Source organism: Tsukamurella paurometabola DSM 20162 (assembly GCF_000092225.1).
In the GTDB taxonomy this organism is placed as follows: Bacteria; Actinomycetota; Actinomycetes; order Mycobacteriales; family Mycobacteriaceae; genus Tsukamurella; species Tsukamurella paurometabola.
In genome coordinates this window covers 635,556-660,283 of sequence record NC_014158.1, presented here as the reverse complement: position 1 = coordinate 660,283, position 24,728 = coordinate 635,556, and the positions used below count along the sequence as shown (strand labels likewise).

27 protein-coding genes are annotated in these 24,728 nt (G+C 69.3%); 9 read left to right on the top strand and 18 right to left on the bottom strand.

All coding sequences use genetic code 11. From position 1 onward, the window contains the following. Positions 1–18: 18 nt before the first annotated feature. Positions 19–948, top strand: a complete 930-nt coding sequence (locus TPAU_RS03150; RefSeq protein ID WP_013125320.1) for a LysR family transcriptional regulator — start codon at positions 19–21, stop codon at positions 946–948. Here TPAU_RS03150 and TPAU_RS03145 read toward each other — a convergent pair. Then, complete coding sequence (locus TPAU_RS03145) at positions 938–1,696, bottom strand: methyltransferase domain-containing protein (RefSeq protein ID WP_013125319.1); 759 nt, start codon at positions 1,694–1,696, stop codon at positions 938–940. The two genes, TPAU_RS03150 and TPAU_RS03145, sit on opposite strands and share 11 nt — an antisense overlap. A 36-nt stretch (positions 1,697–1,732) precedes the next feature. On the opposite strand from TPAU_RS03145, the gene TPAU_RS03140 reads away from it, so the two are divergent. From TPAU_RS03140 to TPAU_RS03120, 5 genes are all read left to right on the top strand, one after another. After that, positions 1,733–2,530 (top strand): ABC transporter ATP-binding protein, encoded by a 798-nt coding sequence (locus TPAU_RS03140; RefSeq protein WP_013125318.1) that lies wholly within the window; start codon positions 1,733–1,735, stop codon positions 2,528–2,530. Continuing rightward, positions 2,493–2,975 (top strand): mycothiol-dependent nitroreductase Rv2466c family protein, encoded by a 483-nt coding sequence (locus tag TPAU_RS03135; RefSeq protein ID WP_425358563.1) that lies wholly within the window; start codon positions 2,493–2,495, stop codon positions 2,973–2,975. Before TPAU_RS03140 ends, TPAU_RS03135 begins: the two co-directional genes overlap by 38 nt. Positions 2,976–3,058: 83 nt before the next feature. Continuing rightward, positions 3,059–3,646 carry a DinB family protein gene (locus TPAU_RS03130; protein ID WP_013125317.1) on the top strand — a complete coding sequence of 196 codons (588 nt, stop codon included), beginning with the start codon at positions 3,059–3,061 and terminating at the stop codon, positions 3,644–3,646. Positions 3,647–3,700: 54 nt separating this feature from the next. Continuing rightward, the gene (locus TPAU_RS03125; RefSeq protein WP_013125316.1) at positions 3,701–4,183 is read left to right on the top strand and encodes a MerR family transcriptional regulator; all 483 of its coding nucleotides are present in this window, start codon (positions 3,701–3,703) and stop codon (positions 4,181–4,183) included. A gap of 1 nt (position 4,184) precedes the next feature. Further along, the gene (locus TPAU_RS03120) at positions 4,185–5,171 is read left to right on the top strand and encodes an aldo/keto reductase (protein WP_013125315.1); all 987 of its coding nucleotides are present in this window, start codon (positions 4,185–4,187) and stop codon (positions 5,169–5,171) included. Between the two features lie 20 nt (positions 5,172–5,191). On the opposite strand, the gene TPAU_RS03115 is transcribed toward TPAU_RS03120, so the two are convergent. After that, a complete protein-coding gene (locus tag TPAU_RS03115) occupies positions 5,192–6,316 on the bottom strand; it encodes a YbfB/YjiJ family MFS transporter (protein WP_013125314.1) in 1,125 nt (374 codons plus the stop codon). Between the two features lie 9 nt (positions 6,317–6,325). Beyond that, on the bottom strand, positions 6,326–7,711 hold the full coding sequence (locus TPAU_RS03110; protein ID WP_245537836.1) for an MFS transporter: 1,386 nt from the start codon (positions 7,709–7,711) through the stop codon (positions 6,326–6,328). 81 nt (positions 7,712–7,792) lie between these two features. On the opposite strand from TPAU_RS03110, the gene TPAU_RS03105 reads away from it, so the two are divergent. Beyond that, positions 7,793–8,473 (top strand): TetR/AcrR family transcriptional regulator, encoded by a 681-nt coding sequence (locus tag TPAU_RS03105; protein ID WP_013125312.1) that lies wholly within the window; start codon positions 7,793–7,795, stop codon positions 8,471–8,473. Here TPAU_RS03105 and nagB read toward each other — a convergent pair. Together nagB and TPAU_RS03095 are read right to left on the bottom strand one after the other, a co-directional pair. Next, on the bottom strand, positions 8,461–9,240 hold the full coding sequence (gene nagB / locus TPAU_RS03100; RefSeq protein WP_013125311.1) for a glucosamine-6-phosphate deaminase: 780 nt from the start codon (positions 9,238–9,240) through the stop codon (positions 8,461–8,463). The two genes, TPAU_RS03105 and nagB, sit on opposite strands and share 13 nt — an antisense overlap. A gap of 59 nt (positions 9,241–9,299) precedes the next feature. Then, positions 9,300–9,779, bottom strand: a complete 480-nt coding sequence (locus TPAU_RS03095; RefSeq protein ID WP_147291142.1) for a hypothetical protein — start codon at positions 9,777–9,779, stop codon at positions 9,300–9,302. Positions 9,780–9,922: 143 nt separating this feature from the next. On the opposite strand from TPAU_RS03095, the gene TPAU_RS03090 reads away from it, so the two are divergent. Then, positions 9,923–11,401, top strand: a complete 1,479-nt coding sequence (locus TPAU_RS03090; RefSeq protein ID WP_245537835.1) for an MFS transporter — start codon at positions 9,923–9,925, stop codon at positions 11,399–11,401. On the opposite strand, the gene TPAU_RS03085 is transcribed toward TPAU_RS03090, so the two are convergent. From TPAU_RS03085 to TPAU_RS03070, 4 genes are read right to left on the bottom strand one after another with little or no spacing between them, the layout of a single operon-like run. Then, the gene (locus tag TPAU_RS03085; RefSeq protein ID WP_013125308.1) at positions 11,343–11,855 is read right to left on the bottom strand and encodes a type III secretion system chaperone family protein; all 513 of its coding nucleotides are present in this window, start codon (positions 11,853–11,855) and stop codon (positions 11,343–11,345) included. The two genes, TPAU_RS03090 and TPAU_RS03085, sit on opposite strands and share 59 nt — an antisense overlap. 8 nt (positions 11,856–11,863) lie before the next feature. After that, positions 11,864–13,204, bottom strand: coding sequence for a D-inositol-3-phosphate glycosyltransferase (gene mshA / locus TPAU_RS03080; RefSeq protein WP_425358562.1), 1,341 nt, complete (start codon positions 13,202–13,204; stop codon positions 11,864–11,866). After that, the gene (locus tag TPAU_RS03075; protein ID WP_013125306.1) at positions 13,191–14,045 is read right to left on the bottom strand and encodes an alpha/beta fold hydrolase; all 855 of its coding nucleotides are present in this window, start codon (positions 14,043–14,045) and stop codon (positions 13,191–13,193) included. The genes mshA and TPAU_RS03075 overlap by 14 nt, the downstream gene beginning before the upstream one ends. 16 nt (positions 14,046–14,061) lie before the next feature. Then, positions 14,062–14,661 (bottom strand): SMI1/KNR4 family protein, encoded by a 600-nt coding sequence (locus TPAU_RS03070; RefSeq protein ID WP_013125305.1) that lies wholly within the window; start codon positions 14,659–14,661, stop codon positions 14,062–14,064. A 278-nt stretch (positions 14,662–14,939) separates the two neighbouring features. Between TPAU_RS03070 and TPAU_RS03065 the strand changes: the two genes are divergently transcribed. Next, positions 14,940–15,911, top strand: a complete 972-nt coding sequence (locus tag TPAU_RS03065; protein ID WP_013125304.1) for a pirin family protein — start codon at positions 14,940–14,942, stop codon at positions 15,909–15,911. Positions 15,912–15,917: 6 nt separating this feature from the next. On the opposite strand, the gene TPAU_RS03060 is transcribed toward TPAU_RS03065, so the two are convergent. From TPAU_RS03060 to pcaH, 9 genes are all read right to left on the bottom strand, one after another. After that, complete coding sequence (locus TPAU_RS03060; protein ID WP_013125303.1) at positions 15,918–17,195, bottom strand: MFS transporter; 1,278 nt, start codon at positions 17,193–17,195, stop codon at positions 15,918–15,920. 167 nt (positions 17,196–17,362) lie between these two features. After that, on the bottom strand, positions 17,363–18,169 hold the full coding sequence (locus TPAU_RS03055; RefSeq protein ID WP_013125302.1) for an IclR family transcriptional regulator domain-containing protein: 807 nt from the start codon (positions 18,167–18,169) through the stop codon (positions 17,363–17,365). Between the two features lie 53 nt (positions 18,170–18,222). After that, a complete protein-coding gene (locus TPAU_RS03050) occupies positions 18,223–18,882 on the bottom strand; it encodes a 3-oxoacid CoA-transferase subunit B (RefSeq protein WP_013125301.1) in 660 nt (219 codons plus the stop codon). Then, positions 18,882–19,544, bottom strand: a complete 663-nt coding sequence (locus tag TPAU_RS03045) for a 3-oxoacid CoA-transferase subunit A (RefSeq protein WP_013125300.1) — start codon at positions 19,542–19,544, stop codon at positions 18,882–18,884. Before TPAU_RS03045 ends, TPAU_RS03050 begins: the two co-directional genes overlap by 1 nt. Continuing rightward, the gene (locus TPAU_RS03040; RefSeq protein WP_013125299.1) at positions 19,544–20,767 is read right to left on the bottom strand and encodes a thiolase family protein; all 1,224 of its coding nucleotides are present in this window, start codon (positions 20,765–20,767) and stop codon (positions 19,544–19,546) included. The genes TPAU_RS03045 and TPAU_RS03040 overlap by 1 nt, the downstream gene beginning before the upstream one ends. Then, positions 20,760–21,962 (bottom strand): bifunctional 3-oxoadipate enol-lactonase/4-carboxymuconolactone decarboxylase PcaDC, encoded by a 1,203-nt coding sequence (pcaDC, locus tag TPAU_RS03035; RefSeq protein WP_013125298.1) that lies wholly within the window; start codon positions 21,960–21,962, stop codon positions 20,760–20,762. The genes TPAU_RS03040 and pcaDC overlap by 8 nt, the downstream gene beginning before the upstream one ends. Further along, positions 21,959–23,299, bottom strand: a complete 1,341-nt coding sequence (locus TPAU_RS03030; protein WP_013125297.1) for a lyase family protein — start codon at positions 23,297–23,299, stop codon at positions 21,959–21,961. Before TPAU_RS03030 ends, pcaDC begins: the two co-directional genes overlap by 4 nt. Further along, positions 23,296–23,895, bottom strand: a complete 600-nt coding sequence (gene pcaG / locus TPAU_RS03025; protein WP_013125296.1) for a protocatechuate 3,4-dioxygenase subunit alpha — start codon at positions 23,893–23,895, stop codon at positions 23,296–23,298. The genes TPAU_RS03030 and pcaG overlap by 4 nt, the downstream gene beginning before the upstream one ends. Continuing rightward, a complete protein-coding gene (gene pcaH, locus TPAU_RS03020) occupies positions 23,892–24,659 on the bottom strand; it encodes a protocatechuate 3,4-dioxygenase subunit beta (RefSeq protein ID WP_013125295.1) in 768 nt (255 codons plus the stop codon). Before pcaH ends, pcaG begins: the two co-directional genes overlap by 4 nt. Between the last annotated feature and the right edge of the window lie 69 nt (positions 24,660–24,728).

Genomic DNA, 24,728 nt, shown 5'->3' with positions numbered 1-24,728 from the left:
ATCTGATAGACAAGTTGCATGACCGCTGGCGACAAGGCCGCAGCAAGCAGCGCAGACGATCTGGTGAGGTTCATCACGCTCGCCGAAACCGCGCATATGACCGATGCCGCTGCCCTACTGCACATCTCCCAGCCCACCCTCTCGCGGTCCCTCGCCCGGATGGAGACCGATCTCGGGACCCCGCTGTTCGACCGTCGCCACGGGCGGCTCGTGCTCAACGCGAGCGGCGAGATCTACCTCGACCACGCCCGCCGCGCCCACGCCGAACTGGAAGCAGCGCGGGCGCAGATCGCCGATCTCAAGAATCCGTCGCAGGGCACCATCCGCCTGGCCTTCCTTCACTCCTTCGGCGTCGCGATGGTCCCGCAATTGGTCTCCGCATTCCGCGCCTGCGAGCCCCGCGTCACCTTCGAGCTCTCGCAGTTCGCCGCCGGCACGATCACCGATCTGGTGCTCGCCGACGAGGCCGATCTGGCGATCGTCTCGCCCCGTCCCACCACGAGCGCGGTGGCCTGGCAGTTGCTCACCGTGCAGCGCCTGGCCCTCGCCGTACCGTCGGGACATCCGCTGGCGAACCGTAGCTCGGTGCACCTCTCGGAGGCTTCGGACGCCGATTTCATCACCATGCACCCCGAGTACGGGCTCCGGAGAATTCTTGAGGAGCGCTGTGCGGCAGCGGGTTTCCGCCCTCGGATCGCCTTCGAGTCATCGGAGTCATTCACCGTGGCGGGCCTCGTGGCCGCGGGCCTGGGCGTCGCGCTCCTCCCGATGGATCGCAACCCGCTGCTTCCCTCCGGGCTGACGCTCGTGCCGATGGCGGGTCCGGCGCCCACCCGCGAAGTCGGGATCATCTGGCGGCCGGATGTCGCACTCCCCCGGGCGGTGCGCTCGTTCCGCGATCACGCGATCGAGCAATCGGACCGGCCCGGCGAAGCGCTCACATCCTGACGGCGACAGCGAAAATCCGCCGGAACGGCAGTACCGTGCCGAACTCCTGCGGTGGATACGCCGCGGCGAGGGCGGCCTTGTAGCGCCGCACGAAATCATCCTTCGTGGCGCCGTCGAGTCGCGCCAGCACGGGGCGGGCGCCGGTTCCCGAGATCCACTCGAAGACCGCGTCCGGTCCCTGCAGCACGTGCAGATAGGTGGTCTCCCAGGCGTCCACGGTCCAGCCGGGACGCTGCAACACCGCGAGGTATTCCGCCGGATCACGGACATCCACGTGGCGGTAACCGGTGACGCCGAACTCCGCTGCGACCTGTGCGAGCAGCGCGTGCGACGGTGCGTTCTGGTTGCCCGGCACCTGGAACGCGAAGGCGCGTGCGGCACGGTCGGCGATGGCGGCCAGCGCGTCGATGTGCCCGTCGACCCACTGGAACATCGCGTTGGAGACGATCACATCGGGCCGCTCACCGGCCGGGCGCCAGGCGGCGGCATCGGCGACCTCGAAAGTGGCCTCCGGATCGTCGATATCGGCGCGCGCCCGGTCGATCATCTCGACGCTGGAATCCACGCCGTGAATCCGCGCCTGCGGCCACCGTGCCCGCAGGGGCGGCACGTCGTTGCCGGCACCGCAGCCCAGGTCGACGATGGTGCGCGCCGTCCCCGGGATACGGGCGATCAGGTCGAGGAAGGGACGGGTCCGCTCGTCGCCGAACCGAAGGTACTGCGATGGGTCCCAACGATGATCGGTCATAGAATCATCCAATCATTTGGTTGTAGGGTGCACAGCGTGAGCACCACGATCGACGACCCGCACGTCCTGAGCATCGACCACGTGGACCTGGTCCGCAACGGTCGCAAGCTCCTCGACGACGTCTCCCTCCACGTGCGCCGGGGAGAGCACTGGGTCCTGCTCGGCGCGAACGGTGCTGGCAAATCGACATTGCTCGGGCTCTGCGGCGCCGTCACTCACCCCACCCGCGGCACCGTCGACGTGCTCGGTAAACGTCTGGGCCGCGTGGACATGCGCGAACTGCGCACCCATATCGGGCACGTGAACCCCCGGCACCGGCTGGACGCACCGCTGCGCGTACGGGACGTGGTGATCACCGGCCTGACCAACACCCCCGAGTTCCCACCGCGATGGGCTCCCACAGCGGCGCAGCGCGAGCGGGCCGAAGCTCTGATCGACTCGCTCGGTATGACCCGGCACGCGGATTCGGTGTGGCCCACCTTGTCTCAGGGCGAGCGCGGACGGGCTCTGATCGCCCGCGCGCTGATGGGCGAGCCCGATCTGCTGCTTCTCGACGAGCCGGCTACCGGGCTCGATCTCGCCGCCCGCGAGCGCCTCCTGACCTCGGTCGACGGCACCCGGCGCGCACACCCCGATCTGGCCTCGATCCTGGTGACTCACCACCTCGAGGAGATCCCGACCACCACCACGCACGCGGTCCTCATCCGCGACGGTGCCATCACCGCCACCGGACCGGTGGCGGAGGTGCTCACCACCGAACGGATCAGCGCCGCTTTCGACCACCCGATCACCATCGATCGGCAGCACGGCCGGTGGACCGCCGTCTCGCGCTGACGACACCCGAGCGCGGGCGTCGCTGCAACTGTGCCGCGTCCTGGTCGCCGCATCCACCGGCTACGGTGCCGCACTCGGTCCCCTCTACGACAGCCTCGGGGTCACCGTGCACGAGAACGGCATCCGGGACTTCGATCTCGCCAACCGCGAGGCCCTGCGGGCCGCTGGCCTGCCCGCCGAGCTCGTCTCCGCCGCGTCATCGACCGACCACGACGCGGTTCTGCGCGACAACACCGCCGAGGCCCTGGCGATCGTAGGACCGGATGTCGGTACCCCCGTGATCGAAATGGGCGGTGCGGCGGTCTTCGGACCGATCCTCTCCCGCGTGCCCGCACCGGCGGACGCGGTGCGGATCTTCGATGCCGTCGCAACGCTCGTCACCGCACCGCACTTCGTGGAACTCAAGCGCAACCGCACGGAGGAGCCCGTCTTCCGCACGCCGTGAGCGGGAATTTTCCCGGACTTCGCGACACCGCCGGCGGTTCGCGGTTGACTTGCGATCACACCCCACGCGCCCAGGAGTCTGACATGCCCTTCCTCGCCCCCGCCGCCCCCACCGAACGCGATGGCCTGCGCGGCTTCATCGCCCAGCAGCTCGACGGCCTGCGGCACACGTCGTACGGCCTCACCGAGGAGCAGATCCGCCTCTCCCCCGCCCGCAGCGCGCTGACGATCGGTGGTCTACTCAAGCACGTCACGGTGTCGGTGGGCGGCTGGGTGGAGAAGATCGAGGCCGCGCCCGGCGAGCCGCCGCTCGATGTCGAAGCGCAACAGGCCGCGTACGGCAGCGATTTCGTGGTGAACGACGGCGACACCCTCGAATCGATCCTCGCCGCCTACGATGCGGTCGCGGGCCGCGCCCTGGCCGCCGCGGAGTCGGCTGACCTCGACGGTTTCGTGCCGACGCCGAAGGCGCCCTGGTTCCCGCCGGATCTCGACGGCTGGACCGTGCGGTGGGTATTGCTGCACATCATCGAGGAGGTGGGCCGGCACGCCGGTCACGCCGACATCATCCGCGAGCAGATCGACGGGGCCACGATGTACGAGCTGGTGGCCGGCGCCGAGGGAATGGGCGACCTGGGGTTCGTCCAGCCTTGGACTCCCCCGTCGGAGTGATCGCGCGCGAACGCTGTTGACTTCGAGCGCGCTCGAAGGCCTAGCGTTGCTTCCGTGGTTGCGAATACCGAGGAACTCACGGCCCTGCTCGGCTCCCGCGAGCCGCTGCCCGATCTGGGTGCGCTGCTCGCGGGACCGGTGAACGACGGTCCGCTCACCGTTGCCGAGATGGCCGAACTGACCGGCGTCACCGGGCATACGCTGCGCTATTACGAGCGGATCGGTCTGGTCACCGTCGATCGCGACGGTGCCGGGCACCGCCGGTACGGTCCGCGGGCCATCGGGCGGGTCATCTTCATCACGCGGCTTCGCCTGTCCGGCATGCCGATCGCCGATATCACCGAGTACATCCGCCTCGTGGAGGCGGGCGACGAGACGGTGCCCGCTCGACTCGCCCTGCTCAACGCCCACCGCGCCCGCACTGCGGCGCAGATCGAGGACCTCAAGTACTCGCTCGCGGTGATCGACTACAAGATCGCGACCTACGGCGGCGCCCTCGGCGACTGCGCCACGACACCCGACTCCCAGGAGGAATGACATGCTCCCCACTCGCACCATCGGCGATCTCACGGTTTCCGCGCTCGGCCTCGGCTGCATGGGCATGAGCCACGCCTACGGCACTCCGGATACCACCGAATCACTGGCCACTCTCCATGCCGCGGTCGACGCCGGCGTCACCTTCTTCGACACCGCCGACATGTACGGCCCGTACACGAATGAGGAGTTCCTCGCCCCGTTCGTGCAGGCGCACCGCGACGAAATCGTGCTCGCCACCAAGTTCGGCTTCGTCATGGACGAGAATGCACGGCCCATCGGCCTGGACGGCCGACCGGAGCGGGTCGCGGGCTGTGTCGACGGTTCACTGCGCCGCCTGGGGGTCGATGTGATCGACCTGTACTACCTGCATCGCGTCGATCCGCAGGTCCCGGTGGAGGAGACCGTGGGTGCGATGGCCGAGCAGGTGAAGGCCGGCAAGGTGCGCGCCCTGGGCCTATCGGAGGCATCCGCAGAAGACATCCGGAAAGCGGCTGCCGTGCACCCGATCTCGGCGCTGCAATCCGAGTACTCGATCTTCACCCGCGACGTAGAAGAGGGCCCATTACAGGCCGCCCGCGAGGTGGGCGCCTCGCTGGTCCCCTACAGCCCATTGGGCCGCGGCATGCTCACCGGCGGTCGCGCGGCCACGGTCGCGGCTCTGCGGAGCAATGATTTCCGCACCACGATCCCGCGTTGGCAGGGCGAGAACCTGAAGGCGAACCTGGGGCTGGTCGACCGGATCGACGAGATCGCCGCTGAGCTTTCGACCGACAGCCGGACGGTGACCGCCGCCCAGATCGCGCTCGCGTGGGTACTGGCCCAGGGCGACGATGTGGTGCCGATTCCCGGCACCACCAAACGCAAGAACCTGGCCGATAACCTCGGCGCCGTAAACGTGGCGCTGTCTGCGGATCAGCTCTCCGCGCTGACGGCGCTATCCGCGGCGGGCAGCCGCCTCCCGGAGCGCACGCTACGGCAACGGAGCTGACTCCCGCGCAGCGTCTCCGCTCACGGCTGGGCCGAGGTTGCGGTGGCTTCCGGCCGCCGCGCCCGGCCCGCCACCGCCGCGAGTGCCGCCGCCACGACGAGCACCCCGCCCGCGGTGAGGAACGCGGCCCGGTAGCCGTCGCCTAGCATCGGCGCGACCACGAGCGGGCCCACGATCTGCCCGATGCCGTAGGCGGCGGTGAGCACCGCAGCCGAGCGCGGGACGCCGATGTCCGCACCGGCCTCCATCGTGAGCATCACCGCACCGATGAAGGTGCCGCCGAACAACACGGCCGCGATCCCCGCGGCCACGGGGCCGCCGACGAGGGCGGGCAGCACCGCGGAGACCACCTGGAGAAGCAGCGCCACTACCAGCAGATACTCGGCAGACCGATAGCGGCGCAACCGCGTCCAGAGCATGGGCGACGCGGCAGCGGCGAGGCCGACGACCACCCAGGCGGCGGGGCCCTCCCACGGCTGCCCGCCCGCTGCGACGGCAGCCACGAGGAAGGTGCCGAGCACGATGTAGCCCAACCCCTCCAAGAAGTAACTGACGCCGAGCGACCATCCCGCCACACCCGGCCGGGCACCGTCGGGCGACGCAGTGGCGCGCGCACTGCCGGGCGGAACCCGCCACGCGGCGATCCCGAAGGCGGCGGTCGCGACGGCGGAGATCAGCCACAGCGAGCGCCATGCCACCACCTCCCCCAGGGCCACGACGATCACGCCCGATACCGCGATCCCCACCCCGACACCGGCGAATGCGGTTCCCGCCGCGGCGGTTCCGGCCACCGCTCCAGCGCAATAGACGAACACGATCGCACTGGCCAGGCCCGCGAGCAATCGGACCACCGACCACCACGGCACGTCGACCGCGACGACCATAGCGATCTCGCTGGCCACCAGTGCAACAAGGCTGAACCGGAACAACAGCGCGCTGCGGGCGAGCTTCGGCCAGATCGCGGGTGCGAGGGCACCGAGGAAGTAGCCGAGATAGTTGACGGTGGCGACCACGGCGGTCGAGCTGGACGAGACGCCGGTCTGTTCCTGCATGAGCGGGAGGATCGGGGTATAGACGAACCGACCCAATCCCATGGCGGCCGCGAGTCCGGCCAATGCTCCGAAACCCAGGCGCCGCGCATTCACTACGTCATCCTAACTACTGGCGGTCTCCGTCTCGGTCGAGTGGGGGGCAGCGGCGACCACGGCGCGCCCCGGCAGCGCCAGCGCGATCACTACCGCGATACCGACGAGTCCGGCGCTGACGAGCAGTGCGACGCGATACCCGGGCAGTACCGCCGCGGGATCGGCCCCGCCACCCACGCTCGCCGCCACGGTCACCAGGACCGCGAGGCCGAGCGCCCCGCCGAGCTGCCGCGCCGTGTTCACCACCCCGGACACCATCCCGGCCGACGACGGTGCAACAGCGGCGGTCGCGACATTGGGCAGCGGCAGGAAGGTCATACCGATGCCGAATGAGGTGACCAGCGACGGGATCAGCACGGCGCGAACGAATCCGCCGTCAGCGGGCAGCGGCGCGAAGAGCAGGAATCCGACGCTGGCGATCGCGGCACCGATCAGCACGACAGCGCGCGCCCCGATCTTCGGCATCAGCCGGGTGGCCACGGCGATCGCCGCGATGATGCCGAAGCAGAAGGGCAGGAACATCATTCCGGTCTTGGTCGCCGAGTAGCCGAGCCCCATCTGCATGTACAACGAGACGAAGTAGAAGGCGCCGAACTGACCCGCCACCACGAAGGCCAATACCAGGCAGGGCACCAGCACCGAGCGGTTCGCCAGCACGCGGAAGTCCACCAGCGGCACCGGAACCCGGCTCTCCACCAGCACCAAGACGACGAGCAGCAGCGCGGCCAGCGCGAACCAGCCGAGGGTTCGACCTCCGGTCCAGCCGTTGTCTGTGGCAGCCACGATGCCGTAGGTGAGCACCGAGAGACCACCTGTTGCGAGGACGCCACCGAGCCAGTCGGTCCGCCGGTCCGCCTCGGGCGTGGGCGCGGGGGCGGCATAGGTCAGCGCGAGTCCGGCGAGCGAGACGATCGCCCCACACGCGATCACGGTGCGCCACCCGAGCGCATCGGTGACGATGCCCGACAGCACGACACCCACTGCCCCACCGGCCGAAGCACCGATCGCCACGGCACCGAAAGCCTTGGCGCGCATTCTCGGTTCCGTGAACGTGACTGCGACAGCGGTGAGTGCAGCGGGGGCGATCGCCGCGGCCCCGATGCCCTGCAGCACGCGCACGACGATCACCTGCCACGGCTCGGTGCAGGCGTAGGCGCCGAGCGAGGCCACGGTGAAGAGGGTGAACCCGAACCGCAGCACCGCGCGAGGACCGAATCGATCAGACAGCCGCCCGCCCACCAGTAGCAGGCCGCCGAAGGCTATCGCGTAGGCGTTGACCACCCAGGACAGACCTTGCGGGCTGAAGTGCACGTCGTCGCGGATGGCACGCAGCGCGACGTTCGTGACCGAGGCGTCGAACGCCACAAGGAACTGCGCGAGTCCACCGAGGAACATGGCCGCACCCAGGCTCTTTATTTGTGTATCTAGTATCATAATTAATGAGGCTAGCCTTAGCTTTATACGAAGGCAAGGGAGATGAACAACAATGAGGGCATGCGCCAGACCACACCGCGACGAGGCCGGCCGCCGAGCACCTCCCGCGAGGAGATCGTCGAGCACGCGATGCGCCTGCTCGACGAGCACGGCGTCCACGGGGTCACCATGAAACTGCTCGCGACCGAGATCGGAGTGAGTCCGATGGCTCTGTACCGACACGTCGACGACAAGGAGACGCTGCTGGCTCTCGCACTCGATGCGATCGCAGAACCGTTCGCGTCCATGGACTTTCCCGATGATCCACGCGAGCGGATCGTCGCCGCCATGACCACCGTGTACGACTCGCTCGTCGAACACCCGTGGGTACCGGAGGCCCTGATCGGCCCGCAACGCTCAGGACGCGGGGCGCTGCACATCAGCGATGCGGCGATCGGCGCGGCATATCGGATCACCGGAGACCGGGAGGCGGCACTGCGTGCCTACCGCGCCTGCTGGAGTCTCACCCTGGGCACGGTGCTGACCCATCTGCGAGCCAAGGCCGAATCGAACGAGGCCGCCACCGAGTGGATGATCAATCTGCTGGACTCCCTGCCACCGAACTCGGCGCCGGACATGCGCGCCGCGGTGCAGGCGCGGATACCGCCTTCCGGCCGAGATGATTTCGAGGCGAGCCTACGAGCCCTCCTGCACGGCCTGTTCGGCCCCGATCAGAACGGCTGATCCGCCGGCTTGTTGTCGAGCACGTGCCGGTAGTAGTCGCGCAGGCGCAACCGCGATGCGGCGGCATCGTCGATCACGACGGTGACGTGCGGGTGCAGCTGGAGCACCGAGGCAGGACAGAAGGCGGCGACGGGCCCTTCCACCGCGGCCTCGATCGCCTCGGCCTTGCCCGCGCCGGTGGCCAGCAGCAGCAGGTGCTTGGCGCGGGAGATGGTGCCGAGCCCCTGGGTGAGCACGTGGATCGGCACCTCGTCGATCGACGAGAAGAAGCGCGCGTTGTCTTCCCGGGTCTGCGTGGTGAGGGTCTTGATCCGGGTGAGCGAGGCGAGCGACGAGCCGGGCTCGTTGAAGCCGATATGGCCGTCGGTGCCGATGCCCAACAGCTGTACGTCGACGCCTCCTGCCGCGTCGATCGCGGCCTCGTAGCGCGCCCCCTCGGCAGCGAGATCGGACGCGGTGCCGTCGGGCCCCTCGACCTTCGCGTCGGGGATGTCGATGTGCGAGGTGAACTCGCGGCGGATCACCTCGCGGTAGCTCTCCGGATGATCCTTGGGCAGCCCCACGTATTCGTCGAGGTTGAACGAGACGCAGTCCGCGAAGCTCAGGCCGTGCTCCGTGTGCCGGCGGATGAGCTCGGAGTAGGTGGCGAGCGGGGTGGATCCGGTGGCCAGGCCGAGCACCGCGGGACCGCGCGTGACGTGGTCGGCCACGATGTCGGCGGCGGTGAGGGCGACGTCGGCGGGAGTCGGACGGATCACGATTTCCATGCGGCCATGATAACGCCTCGCGGGTCGAATACCCGCAGATCAAACGAACTGGTTATAACCTATTTCGATCGTCGGACCACGGTCACGATCAGCACCGTGAGACCGATCCCGCCCACCACCAGCGCGAACCCGAGCGCACCGAAGATCCCACCCAGGAGCAATCCCATGCTCGGATACCTACCGATGGCCACCTCGTCGCCGCCGGCCTCTGGCATCCCGGCCGAACAGGTCGCCACCACCGGCCCGGCTCCGGTATCGAAGGTGCTCAGAACCATGCGGTTGGAAACGGTCAGATTCCCGCCGGTGGTCCGCTGTTCGACCGGCGCACCGTCGGGTCGGGCCAGGGTGCACGACGGTGCGCCGACGGTGGTCCTGGTCTCCGCGAAGACGGCGTAGGTCCGGTCCGCGGGGACGACGACGGTGTGCGGCGCACCATCAGCGGGCACGGTCTGCATGTCGAGACGGAACTGCGGAAGCACGATCAGCACCGTGATGATCACCGGCACGGCGAACGCGGCGACCAACATTCCGATGCCCACCCAGATCCCTGCCTTCCCAGGTCTGGGCCGCGTGGCGGCCGGATTTGGGATTCCCATGACTGTGACCGTAGTGCAGGTTTGCGAACGTGACGCTCGACGCACTCGGTTGCTGAGGTTGTATTATGCAACTACCGTCGAATCCCATGACAGACAACCTCCGCAGGAACCGTCCCGCGGACGGCGTCCTGATCGCCGTCCTCTGCCTCGGCGGCCTCCTCGCCTCGCTCATGCAATCGCTGGTGGTGCCGATCGTCGGCCAACTGCCGCACCTACTGGACACCACCACCGATAACGCCGCGTGGGTGATCACCGCCACGCTGCTCGCCTCGTCGGTGGCGATGCCCATCGCCGGCCGGCTCGGCGATATGTACGGCAAGCGACTGGTGCTGCTCACCAGCCTGCTCAGCCTGATCACGGGCTCGCTGATCTGCGCGCTCTCGCACACGCTGCTGCTCACCGTGGTCGGCCGCTCCTTCCAGGGGTTCGCGATGGGCCTGGTGCCCGTGGGCATCTCGCTCATGCGCGATGAGCTGCACGCCCGCAAGATCCCGGGCGCCGTGGCACTCATGTCGGCCATGCTCGGCGTGGGCGGTGCGATCGGAATCCCGTTCGGCGCCTATATCTCCGAGCATTTCGACTACCACACGTTGTTCTGGTTCTCCCTCGCCCTCGGCGTGGTCACTCTGGGCCTGGTGTTCGTGGTGGTACCGGAATCACCGAACCGCCACCCCGGCACGTTCGACGTGGTCGGCACCGTCGGCCTCACCGTCGGCCTGGTGAGCGTGCTGCTCTCGATCACCAAGGGCCAGAGCTGGGGCTGGACCTCGGCCGCCACACTGGGCTGTGCCATCGGTGGTGCTCTGGTACTGATCGCCTGGGGATTCTGGGAGACTCGTACCCGGGATTCCCTTGTGGACCTCCGGATCTCGGCCCGCCGCCCGATCCTGCTGACCAACCTGGCATCGATCATGGTGGGCTTCGCGATGTTCTCGCTGATGCTGACCATGCCGCAGCTACTCCAGATTCCCGAGGCCACCGGTTACGGTCTGGGCCAGACGATGCTCAACGCGGGCCTGTGGATGGTGCCCGGCGGTCTGGTGATGATGGCCCTCTCCCCGGTTTCCGCACTGCTCACCAAGCGGATCGGCGCACGGCTGACCCTCGCGATCGGCGCCACCATGTCGGCGATCGGCTATTTCGCCCTGCTCGGCCTCACCGATGCGACATGGAAGATGTCGATCGGCTCGATGATCGTGTTCGGCGGTGTGGGAGTAGCCTATTCGGCGATGCCGGCACTGATCATGGCGAACGTTCCGGACACCGAGTCGGCGGCGGCCAACGGCCTCAACTCGCTGATGCGCTCGGTGGGCACCGCAATCAGCTCGGCCGTCATGGCCACGATCCTGACCCGTTCCACCATCACCCTGCTGGCCGGCACCCCGCGCGAGGTGACGCTGCCCGCCGAGGACGCCTTCACCTCCGGCTTCGTGATCGCCGGCGTAGTGGCCGCGGTGGCCGCCGTGGTGGCCCTGGCGATCCCGCGCGCCACCAAGGGCGGCGAAACTACTTCTGCTGCTCCGGAAGATCGGGAAATTCAGGAAGCAGGTGCTCGAACGGCTTGAGGTTCCACAGCGGTTCGCCGCGAGCGATTCTCCACTCGAACTCGCGGCGAATCGCCGTGGAGAAGCCCAATTCGAGCAGGGTGTTGAAGTCACCATCGGCGGCTTCGAGCACCTGCCCCAGCACGCGATCCAGCTCGTCCTCGGTGAACTCGGCGAACCGGCCGGTGAGGTAGATATCGCCGGTGCGATCGATCGTGTACGCCACGCCGTACAGGCGTCGGTTGCGCCGCAACAGATACCGGTACACACCCTCGAAATTCTCGTCGGGATGCCGGCACACGAAGGCCTCCACCCGGGCACCGTGCACGCCGAGGGTGATCATCGTGGTGGTCTTGAGCTTCTTCTCACCGGGAAGTTCCACGATGAAGTGGGACACGTCCTTGCCGGTCTCCTCCTTCCGCGTGAAGTCCAGCTCGCGCTCGGTGAGTGCGGTCTCCAGTTGCTCGGGTGTCATCGATTCGCTCACGCCCGTACTCCCGCCCGGCGCCGGCGACGGCGCACCGTCTGCGTCGCCTCCTGCCGCGCCTCGATCGCCTTCGCGTAACTGTTCAACAGACCGTCCGCCGTGCGCGCCCAGGAGAACCGCCGCGCGTGTTCGGTCGCACCGGCGGCCAGCTCCGTGCGCAGCTCCGCGTTCGCAGTGAGCTCGTCCAACACCGCCGTCCACTCCTGAGGATCGTGCCCGTCGATCAGCCGACCCGAGACACCGTCCGCTACCGCTACCGACAGGCCGCCGACCTTGGCGGCCACCACCGGCGTACCGCAGGCTTGCGCCTCCACGGCGACCAGTCCGAAAGACTCCGAATAGCTCGGCACCACAACGAGGTCGGAGGCGCGGTACACCTCCGCGAGTCCGGCGGGCGGTCGCGGGGGCTCGAACGTCACGGCGTGTTCGATACCCAGCTCCCGGGCGAGCGCGATCAGCGCATCCGGGCGCTCCAGACCCGTGCCCGACGGTCCGCCCACCACCAGTATCCGGATGCGGCGATCGGGATGCGCGTGGATGAGCGGTGCCGCGGCGCGCAGCAGCAGGTCGGGGGCCTTGTGCGGCTGGATTCGTCCGACGAAGGTGAGCACCAGCTCGTCGGGCGCGATCCCCAGTTCGCGGCGTGCGCCGGCGCCGTCGCCGGGGGTGTAGGTGGCGAGGTCAGCGCCGGGGTAGACCACGTCGATGCGGTCCAGCGGTACATCGTGCAGGTCGGCGAGCTGGCTGGCTTCGACCTCGGTGTTGACGATCAGCCGGTCCGCCTCGTCGGAGACCTGCTGCTCGCCGATGATCCGTGCCTGCGGTTCCGCGGTGTCCCCCTCCGCGAGAGCGCGGTTCTTCACCGCGGCGAGGGTGTGCGCGGTGTGCACCAGCGGCACGCCCCAGCGATCGCGGGCGAGCCACCCGACCTGGCCCGAGAGCCAGTAGTGCGAATGGATCAGGTCGAAGTAGCCGGGCTCCTCGCGGGCCTCGGCGCGCTGGACCCCGGCCGCGAAGGCGCACAGCTGTGCCGGCAGATCGGTCTTGTCGAGCCCCTCGAAGGGCCCGGCGACCACGTTGCGAACGCGAATCCCCGGCGCCGCTTCCACGATCGGAGCGTCCGACGAGCTGGTGGCCCGGGTGAAGATCTCCACCTCGATGCCGCGCGCGGCAAGTTCGAGGGAGGTCTGCCAGATGTAGACGTTCATTCCGCCCGCGTCACCCATTCCCGGTTGCGCGAGCGGGGAGGTGTGCACCGACAGCACCGCGATCCGGCGCGGCGTGACGGCGGCCGCAGACTTCCCGATAGGCACGCCGTCCAGCTTAACCCCGCAGATCGAGGAGTTCGCGGGCGCAGCGGGCCGGGTCCACGATGAAGGGCGCGTGACCTCCGCCGTCCCACCACGACAGCGTGGAATGCGGTAGCACCACCGCGTGGTGCTCGGCAGTGACCGGGGCAACCACCTCATCGTCGCGTCCGTGCTGGATCAATACCGGGAAGGTCCATGTCGCGAGGTCGGCATCATGGTCGACGGTGCGCCGGAACAGCCCGCCGCGCACCGCAGGCGGGGTGGACAAGGAGTGGCCGAAGACACGCTGGGCGACGGGGCCGAGAGTCTCCTGGTCGAAGCCCTTCGGCAGCATCCGGACGCTCGCCAGGGCCGGGATCGCGGTGCCGGGTTTCGCCGACAGCGCAGCGGGCAGAGCGCCGTTCATCGCGGGGCCGGTCACGCCTGCGGGGAACTGTCCCTCTTTCGTTCCGCCGATCGAGGTGATCGCACCGATCAGGCCGACACCGAGCACCCCGTCGGTGCCGTACACGGTGAGGTGGTCGGCGATGATCAGGCCGCCGTACGACCAGCCCACCAGATACACCTCATCGAGGCCCAGCAACTCGCGCACGGCCCTGACGTCGCCGGCGAAGTCCTCGGTCGTGAAAGACGAGGGCACCGAACTGCGCCCGTGGCCGCGGTTGTCGACGGTGACCACCCGGTGTCCTGCCGCGGTCAGCTCGTCGACCAGCGGCAACCCCCAGGAGTCCCCGCTCGCCGACCAACCGTGGATCAGCAGATACGCCGGTTTCGTCGGGTCGACGGTGTCCGCGTACGCGGTGCCGTAGTCGATGTAGAAGATCTCCGTGCCGTCGGCCCCGACGGCGAATCCACATGCACGAGTCACACCCCGACCCTAGCCGTCAGGCCTCTCGGACCAGCGCCAGTCGGGCGCGGAGGTACTCGCGCACGTTCTCGTACCGGTGGACTCCGCCCTCGAGCTCGACGACGGTGCCCGCGTCCCATCCGGGTCCGCTGCCGGCCACCACGAACGCCGCCCCTGAGGCGTCGGGGTCCGATGCCAGTGGGATGCAGTCGAGCGGGTCCTCGGGACTGAACTCGAGACGCCCAACCTCCGCCGCGTACCACTCGTCGATGTACTCCCGCGCGATTCCCCAGATCGATGCCGGGAACTGCGCGGGGTATCCCGCCACCCCGGCGGTGCCCACCCCGGACGTACCGAGCAGCGTGTCGCCGTAGAAGTAGCCGGGGAATCCGTTGGCGACTCCGAGCAGTGCGCGCAATTCCGGTGGATAGGGCCGCCCGAGGGCGGCCTCGGCCTGCGCGATCTCGGCCTCGGTCGCGGGTGGTGCCGGTGCGGCGGTGGCGATCACCTGGCCGTCTGGATCGAGGTCGAGGCGGATCTCGAGACCGTCCCCGTCCTCCTCCCCCGCTCGCACCCGCTCGCGCGCCAGGTCCGCAATGAGCTCCTGCAACTCCTCGACCATCGTCTCCGTATCCATTCCACTCCCATCTGCGCAATCCACGATCGCATCTACGGTATCCAGAATTCCTCGGCGGGCGCCGGGAGACCGCGGAACCGCCACCGAACACCTCTCGGATTCTGTCCGCGGCGGACACCGTATCCACGGCGGACAGAATCGGAGAGCGTCCTGTTCTCGGTATCCCGACCCTCGGAGAACGCCGTGGCCGGTGACTGTGCGACCTCACGGGAATTAATCGGACCGTGGTCCGATTGATGGTAGTGTCAGCCACAGCAGCCCACTTCCAGGAGGACACCATGCCCGCCGTGACCGCCGATACCCTCACCCTCCCCCATATCGCCGCCGCGACCGCGGGCGAGACCGACCGCCCCGTCCGGAAGATCACCACCGGTCCGCGCGGCTACGAGGGCGAGGGCTTTCCCGTGGTGCGCGCCTTCGCCGGTGTGCACCCGCGCGACCTCGACCCGTTCGTCCACATGGACCAGATGGGCGAGGTCGAGTACGAGCCCGGTGAACCCAAGGGCACCAGCTGGCACCCGCACCGCGGCTTCGAGACCGTGACCTACATGATCGACGGCCTGTTCCAGCACCAGGACAGCCACGGCGGCGGCGGACTGATCTCCGACGGCGCCACACAGTGGATGACCGCCGGCTCCGGCATCCTGCACATCGAGACCCCGCCCGCCGAGCTGGTGGAGTCCGGCGGCACCTTCCACGGCATCCAACTGTGGGTGAACCTGCCTGCCAGCGAGAAGTTCTCGACACCCGCCTACCAGAATCTGGAGGGCGGCCAGACGAAACTGGTCACCACCCCGGACGGCGGCGCGCTGATCCGCATCGTGGCGGGTGAGGTGGACGGCCATCAGGGCCCCGGCAGCACCCGCACGCCGATCAACTTCGTGCACGCCACCGTTGCCCCGGGCGCCGAGGCCTCGCTGCCGTGGAACCGCGACTTCAACGCGCTGGTCTACGTGCTCAGCGGGCGCGGCACCGTGGGACCCGTCGGCCACCCGATCCACGAGGGCCAGCTCGCGCAGCTCGGCCCCGGCGACCGGATCACGGTGCGCGCCGACGAATCTCAGGATGCGAACCGGCCCGCGCTGGAGGTGTTGATCCTGGGCGGGCAGCCGATCCGCGAGCCCGTGGTGCAATACGGCCCGTTCGTGATGAACACCAAAGCCGAACTGATCCAGGCGATGGAAGACTTCAACGCCGGCAAATTCGGTCACATCCCGCCCGACGCCCTGATGCCGCACGTGGTGCGCTGACCCGCGTCACGCCACGCGCGCGGCCTGTTCCGCGGCTGAATCCGCAGCCTGCTCCTCGCGAGCGGGCCGCGGCACCGCGACCACGGCCAGCGCCGCCAGGCCTGCCGCGACGGCGAAGAAGTAGAAGCCCCAGGGATATCCGATACCGGCCACGACGAGGCTGCCCGTGACCCACGGCCCGGCGATGGCACCGAGGCGCCCGACCGCGGAGACCAGGCCCATCGCGGTACCGACCTTCGTTCGGGGATAGAGGTATCCGATCAGGCCGTACAGCAGCACCTGCGCAGTGAACACGAAGAATCCGGTCACGAAGATCACCACGTCGAGCACCACCTGGTTGGCCACCTTGATGCTCAGCAGCGCCAGCATCACGCTGGCAGCGGCGAACCACAACACCGTGACCCGTTGCGCGCCAAGACGGTCCGCGACCCTGCCGCCGATCATCAAACCGGCCACCGCGCCCACGTTCAACACCAGCAGCATCACCAGCGCGGTGGACACCGGGTAACCGGCGCCACGCATCAGTTGCGGCAGCCAGGTGTTGAGCCCGTACACCACCAGCAGCCCCAAGAAGGCGGCGACGAACAGCATGAGCGTGGTCCGCAGGTACGGCGCCTGCAGCACCGACGCACGATCGGCACGCTGCGCCGCAATCGGTTTGGCGGTCCCGGCCACGACGGCGGTCTCCGGCATGCGGAGAGCGATCACCGGAACCAACAGCAGGCCGAGGATACCGCCGCCGTAGAACAGCCACTGCCACGAGTTTCCGGCGAGCAATGCGATCAGCGAGGCCAGGACTGCACCCACGTGATAGCCGGTCATCGTGACCGCGCTGGCGTTCGATTTTCGCTCGGGCGCAGCCTCTTGCATTGCAGTGAGCGCCACCGGCATACAGCCGCCCATGCCGAGGCCGGCGATGAACCGGACGGCGGCGAGCGCCCACACCGTGGGCATGACCGGAACCAGCAGCGTGAACACGGAGAACAACAGCACGCACGCCACGAGTGGGCCGCGGCGTCCGTAGCGGTCGGAGATCGCACCGGTGACCGCCGCACCGATGCCGACGCCGACCAGCGAGACCGTGGCGACGGCGCGCAGGTCCGATGCGGTCATTCCGAGGTGCCCGGTGTCGAGCAGCGCGGGAATCGCGGCGCCAAGGGACACCAGGTCGTACCCCTCGAACACGACGACCATCCAGCACAGCAACGCGCCCCAGGCTCTCGGTGAACCTACCGAGCGCAGCGCTGCGTCCGCCGCGGCCGGGGTCAGTGGTGTGGATGCCATCGGATCTCCATCGACGATCGAATGTGACCTGCGCCATAAGCGCATCGCCATACTATCCACGCGTTCGCTGATTGCACAACTGTTCGTCATACGAACACGGTGACGTGGTGAGCGACCACCGAAGAACTCTGCGAGAGGAGCGATGAACTGCGGTTTCGGAAGCCGCGTCAGTCGATGCCGGCTGCTCTGGCCGCCTCGGCGATATCGGCGGCAGCCGCGCTCAGCGCGGCGACCCGGTGCTCGACGGTCGGCTCGTCGGCACCGTCGAGACGCGCGGACAGCGCCATGTTGATAGCCGCCCGGGGCCGACCGTCGCGCCCCGGCACGGGCACCGCGAGTGAGCGCAGGCCCACCTCGAGCTCCTGGTCGACCATCGCGTATCCCTGTGTGCGGACTCGTGCGAGCTCGGCCTCCAGCGCTGCGCGAGTGGTGAGGGTGCGCGGGGTGAGCGGGTCGAGCGTCGCCCTCGCGAAGTAGTCATCGAGCTCGTCTCCGTCGGCGGCCGCCAGCAGGACGCGGCCCATCGACGTGGCGTATGCGGGGAACCGCGTACCCGGGCTGATGCCCACCGTCATGATGCGGCGCGTATGCACGCGCGTCAGGTACACGATGTCCGTGCCGTCGAGCACCGCGAGCGATGTGGACTCCTGCTCGCGATGCGAGAGGCGTTCGAGAATCGGCTGCGCCAACTCGGGCAGCGGTTGACCGGCGAGGTACGCGTAGCCCAATTGCAGCACCAGCGGCGTGAGGCCGAAATCGCGGTCGTCCGAACGCACGTACCCGAGTTCGACGAGGGTCAACAGGAACCGGCGCGCCGTGGCTCGCGTCAGTCCGGTCCGGGAGGCCACCTCGGACAGAGTCATGGCCTGGTGCTCGGCGTCGAAGGCGCGGATCACCTCGAGGCCACGGGCCAACGACTGCACGTACTGGTCGCCCGCCTGCGGTCGCACGTCCTCGCTTCGGTCCGGGCTCACGCGGTCTCCTCGTCATCGGGGGCGACGGGCCTCGGTTCGGGCCCGCGATCAGCCTAATCTCCCTGCAGCACGACTTCGACGATGCCGCGCAGGTCGTCGACCGTACAGCCGAAGCTCTCGCGCACGCGTACCCCGTCCGGCGAGAGCAGGAACACAGCCCGCTCGGTGTACACGCGGGTCACACACGAAAGCCCGGTCACGGGGTAGGTGCAGTGCTGCACCAGTTTCGGACCGCCGGTCTTGTCCTGCAGCGTCATCATCACCCACACCTCGCGCGCCCCGGTCGCGAGGTCCATCGCACCGCCCACCGCTGGTATCGCATCCTCGGCCCCCGTGTGCCAGTTGGCCAGGTCGCCCGCGGCGGAGACCTGAAAGGCGCCCAGCACGCACACGTCGAGGTGTCCGCCGCGCATGATCGCGAACGAGTCGGCGTGGTGGAAGTAGGAGGCGCCCGGCAACTCCGTGACCGGCGCCTTGCCCGCATTGATCAGATCGGGATCGATCCGGTCGCCCACGGCGGCAGGGCCCATGCCCAGCATCCCGTTCTCGGTGTGCAGTGTGACGCGCTGCTCGGGCCGCAGGTGATCGGCGATCGTGGTGGGAAGACCGATTCCCAGATTCACGAAGGCACCCCGCTGGATGTCCGCCGCGACCATCGCGGCCATCTCCCCGCGGGCCAGAGGTTCCGAGCGTGTGTACGCGACCTGTTCCATCACTGCACCTCCACGATCGTGTTCACGTAGATGCCGGGCGTCACCACGACCTCCGGATCGATCGCGCCGGTGGGCACGATCTCGGACACCTGGGCCACGGTGCGCCGTGCGGCGGCCGCCATGATCGGGCCGAAGTTCCGGGCGGTCTTCCGGTACACCAGGTTTCCCACGCGGTCGGCCTTGAGTGCCTTGATCAGCGCGATATCGGCGTGCAGCGGGGCCTCGAAGACGTATCCGCGGCCGTCGATGATCCGGGTCTCCTTCCCTTCGGCCAGCACCGTTCCGAATCCGGTCGGTGTGAAGAAGCCGCCGATGCCCGCACCGGCGGCACGGATCCGCTCGGCGAGGTTTCCCTGCGGGACGAGTTCGAGGTCGATCCTCCCCGCGCGATACGCCTCATCGAAGTGCCAGGAATCGCTCTGTCGGGGGAAGGAGCAGATCACCTTGCGGACCCGTCCCTTCTGGATCAGCAGTGCGAGGCCTCGGTCACCTTGGCCCGCATTGTTGTTCACGATGGTCAGATCGCCGGCGCCGCCTTCCAGAAGCGCGTCGATCAGCTCGAAGGGCTGGCCGGCGTCGCCGAAACCGCCCACCATCACCGTTGCACCGTCGCGCACACCCTGCACCGCATCCAGCGGGTTCCGAGCGAATTCCACGATCATCACAGATCACCTGTTACGTCGACGTTTTCGAGCACGAGGGCCAGGCCCTGTCCGACGCCGATACACAATGCCGCGACGCCCCAGCGCTGCCGGGTAACCCGCAGCGTGTGCGCCAGAGTCCCGATCAAGCGGGCGCCCGAGGCGCCCAGCGGATGTCCGAGCGCGATCGCGCCCCCGAACCGATTGACGATCCCCGGCTCGATGCCCCACGCGTCCAGGCACACCAGTGCCTGGGCGGCGAAGGCCTCGTTGAGTTCGACGGCCCCCACGTCCGACCACTCGATCCCCGCGCGGCGGAGCGCCCGGTCGGCCGCCTCGATCGGGGCGGCACCGAAGCTTTGCGGCGCGCCCGCCGATGCGCCCCGTCCGGCGATGCGCGCCGTCGGAGCCGCGCCGATCGTCTCCTCCGCTCCCGCCGATCCCAGCAGGACTGCGGCGGCACCGTCGGACAGTGGCGACGCATTGCCCGCGGTCACGGTTCCTCCCTCCGGCTCCGGCGCCGCCGGGCGGAAGGACGGCCGCAGCGCGGACAACGCCTCGACGGTGGTGCCGGGGCGGATGGACTCGTCCCGGTCCAGGTCCGTTCCGGGCACCGGATCGACCAGATCCGCGTAGACCCCCTCCTCCCAGGCCCGATGCGCGGCGCGATGCGATCGCGCCGCGAAATCGTCCTGGCGCTGCCGGGTGATGCCGTGCGCCTGCCGCAGTTGCTCGGTGGCCTCGCCCAGGGAAACGGTCCACTCAGCGGGCATGCGCGGGTTCACCAAGCGCCAACCGAGTGTGGTGGATGCCAACGCCTGATCGCCCGACGGGAAGGCGCGATCCGGCTTCGGCAGCACCCACGGCGCGCGAGACATCGATTCCACCCCGCCCGCGAGCACGATCTCGGCATCGGCCACCTCGATCTGCCGCGATCCGGTGATCACCGCGTCCAGCGACGACCCGCACAGCCGGTTGACGGTGGTGCCGGGCACCGTGACAGGGAGGCCCGCCAGCAGTGCCGCCATGCGGGCGACGTTGCGGTTGTCCTCCCCCGCGCCGTTGGCATTGCCGAGAATCACCTCGTCGATCGCGGCGCCGTCGCTCGCAGCAAGGCCGGGTGCCCGATCGACGAGGCGCCGCACCACGTGCGCCGCGAGATCGTCGGGCCGGATGCCGGACAATGCGCCGCCGTACCGCCCGAACGGTGTCCGCAACGCGTCGTAGACGAAGGCGTCAGGCATCGGCGTTCTTCCCTTCCTCGGCGTCGATCTCCGCGAACACCCGGCGGGCAATCCCGAATGCCGCATTGGCCGCGGGGACGCCGCAGTAGATAGCGCTCTGCATGAGTACCGCCTCGATCTCGTCGCGCCCCAATCCGTTACGGAGCGCGGCGCGCACGTGCATGGCGAATTCGTTCCAGTGCCCCAGCGCCAGCAGCGCGGTGAGCACCGCGATGGAGCGCTCGCGGCGGGTCAATTCGGTGCCGGTCCACACATCGCCCCACGCGGTCCGCGTGATGAACTCCTGGAAATCGGAGCCGAATCCACGCACCGTGGCGCGGTCGACATGGGCGTCCCCCAGCACCTGACGGCGCACCGCCATACCGGCGTCGTACCGCTGCCGGGCGGTGACCGTGGCCGATCGCACCGCCCGGGCGGTGGCCGCCGCACAGTGATCGGCCAGCGCAGCGGCCACCAGGTGCGGCGCCTCGACCGGCGCGAGATGCGCGACACCGGCGAGCACCTCGTGACGGCCCTGCGGGACCGCATCGGCCAGGGCCCGCACCTCCCGCGGCGGGCACACCACGTCGAGCTCGCCGCCGACGGCGAGAAACGGAATCTGCAACGAGGGCAATCTATCCCGCACGTCGTATCCGGCGAGCGCCTCGCACACCGCCGCATATCCCGCGTCGCTCACGCTGGCCAGCCCCGCGAACAGATCCTCGGCCACGGCCGGGGAGCGCACCAGGAAATGATTCGAGAGCCAGCGTTGCTTCGCGCCGGGGATCATCGCTGTCGTGCCCTGTGCGCGAACCGTCGCCGCCCGGTCGCGCCACACGCCGGGATCACCGAACCGTGCGGCGCTGCACACCATGGCGAGCGAGCGCACGCGGTCGGGGGCGCGCAGCGCGAGCTCGGCACCGACGGCGCCGCCCACCGAGTCGCCCGCGTAGTGGAAGGCCACCCCCGGATCGTGGGAGTCGACGAGGGCGAGAACCGCATCGGCCAACTCCCCCAGGTCGAATGCGCCGTCGGGCGACGGTGATCCGCCGTGGCCGGGGAGGTCCCAGGCCAGCATGTCGTACCGGTCACCGAGCAGCTCCGCCACCGTCTGCCAGATCGCCGCGCTCGTGCCGAGCGAGGGGCCGAGCACCAGCAGTTCGCGGTGGCCCGGTGGGCGACACGTGGGGGCCGTGGCCACCAGCCGCGGGATCATTGCGCCTCTCCGTTCGTCGACGAGCGCGGGCGAGCCGAGCGCGCGCGCTGCGGCGCGGTGCCGAGATACCCGTCCACGGCGAGCAACTCATCGAGTTCCGCGGCGGTCAGACCGGGTACGGCGCCGGAGATCCCCTCGCGCAGCACCGCAGCGCGATCGTCGACGGGCGCCGCGACCGCGGCATCGATCGCAGCCTGGACGGCGGCGCGACCGCCCCGCGCACGCTCGGCCAGGACGATCATCAGCCGCTCGGATACCAGGAGCGGGGCGGCCGCGGTGACGCGCTGCGCCATGCGGTCGGGAAAGACGCGCAGGTGTTCGCACAGCTCGCGCAGGCTCTCCGCGGTGCCCAGGGCGAGCCGCAGCAAGCTTCGCAGGGCCGGCCATTCGGCGTGCCAGGCCCCGGTGGACCGCTCGTCCTCCGCCTGTCCTGCGGCCAGCTGCAGCACCCCGGCGTGCCCCGGCGCCGAGAGCGCGGCGGCGCGGATGAGCACCGAGAGAACGGGATTGCGCTTGTGCGGCATCGTCGAGGATCCGCCCCGGTCCACCGCGGACTCGGCCAGTTCACCCACCTCGGGACGGCTCGCCTGGATCACATCGTTCGCGATCCGCCCCGCGGCGGCGCACACCGCCGCGAGCGCATCGCCCAGCTCGGCCACCGGTCCGCGCGATGTATGCCAGGGCTCCGACGGGGTCAGCGCCAGTTTCCGCGCCCACTGGGCGCCGGCCTGGACGGGGTCGACGCCCATCGCGACGACCGCCGCGTTCGTCCCGGCCGCGCCGCCGCATTGCACGGGGGTACCGGCGGCGGCGAGCCGGCGGGCGGCACCGTCGATCCCCTGCCTCCAGCCGGCGACCTTGGCGCCGAAGGTGATCGGCACGGCGAACTGCCCCAGCGTGCGCCCGACCTGAGACGTATCGGCGTACTCATCCGCCAGCCGCGCCAGTGCGGCGGACACCGCAGCGAGGTCCTCGGCGACCTCGTCGGCCACGCGTCGCGCGAGCATCATCAGCGCCGTGTCCATCACGTCCTGGCTGGTGAGCCCGCGGTGCACCGGCATCGCCGATCCGAGATACTCCCGCAGCTCTGCGACCAGGGGGATCACCGGGTTGCCGCCGGAGCGAGCCGCACTCGCGAGGCGCGTGGGATCGAACGCTCCCGCCGACCGCCGACTCTCGACGACGAGAGCGGCCGCGCGTTCCGATTCCACGCCGTCGAGCACGCCGATCCACGCGACCTCCGCTTCCAGGAGCGCCCCGATCACGGCCGTATCGTCGGTGGCTTCGCAGGCCCGGCCCGCCGCTACCGGTTCCAGTAATCCGACGTCGCCCGTCATCGCGCACCCGCGCCGACGAAGTCGAGGAAGACCGTCTCCCGCTCACCCTGGAGCCTGATGTCCCACCGGAGGGAGCCATCGTCGCCGCGCTGGGCGATCACGGTGGATCGGCGGTCGGTGGGCAGAGTGGACAGCAGCGGATCGGCCGCCAGAGCAGCGGTCGCCTCGGGCGGGTAGACCCGAGTGAACAGTCCGGTGAGCAAACCCCGGGCGAACACCGCGACCGAGATGAACGGCGCGGCACCGGGTTGCGCCGGCCCCGGCTCGACCGTGGTGAATCCGAATCGACCCGTGTGGCCCGTGGCGGCACGCCCCCACCCGGCGAAATCGTGAGGATCGCGCACCCAGCCCTGGAGCGAGTGACCGTCGCGCGGGATGAGTGCCGCCGGCCGCGCGGGGCGGCCTTGTTCGTCGGGCTGCCAGATCTCCAGCAGGCAGTCGGGGACCGGGTCCCCGGCGCCGTCGAAGACGGTGCCGGACAGCCGGATCGCCCGGGGATGACCGGGTGCGATGAGGTGTTCGGCGCCGGGGAGAGAGAGGCCGTCACCGAAGAAGGGGCCGATGGTCTGATCGGGAGTGCGTGAGCGTGCGGTCATCGATCCGCACCTCCGAACGCCTCGTTCTCGGTCCACGTTCGACCGGCACCGCCGAGCACGATGTCCCAGCGGTAGCCGAGCGACCACTCGGGCGTACTCGCCTCGTGGTCGTAGTCGGCGATCAACCGGTCGCGCGCCGCCGGGTCCACGATCGACTGGCAGATGGGGTCGAGCGCGATCAGCGGGTCGCCCGGGAAGTACATCTGAGTGATCAACCGTTGCGTGAAATCGGTGCCGAACAGGCTGAAGTGGATGTGCGCCGGCCGCCACGCGTTGTGGTGGTTCCGCCAGGGATACGCACCCGGCTTGACGGTGGTGAACCGGTACGAGCCATCGGGACCGGTGAGACAGCGGCCGACCCCGGTGAAGTTCGGATCGATCGGCGCGGGGTGTTGATCCCGCTTGTGGACGTAGCGGCCGGAGGCGTTGGCCTGCCAGATCTCGACGAGTTGGCCCGCGACGGGGCGACCCGCACCGTCGAGCACGTGTCCGGACACCGTGATCCGCTCGCCCAGCGGCTCGCCGCCGTGGTGGATCGTGAGATCGGACTCCAGCGGATGCACGTCCTGCTGCCCGAATACCGGGGACAGCATTTCCACGCCCTCGGGGTCCGCGGGGTGCAGCCGCTTGGTGGGATGCCGTAGCAGGGAGCTGCGGTACGGCGGATAGTCGCGCCGCGCGGTGCTCTCCGGGGCCGCGCCGACGCGATAGGCCTCGCTCAGCTCCGCGATCTCCGCGCTGATGGCTCGCTGGTCATCGTCCACGCCCACTCCTGCCGTCGTCGTGTGACCGCCACCCTACCGCGTGTTCGTATAACGAATCAATGTTCGTCG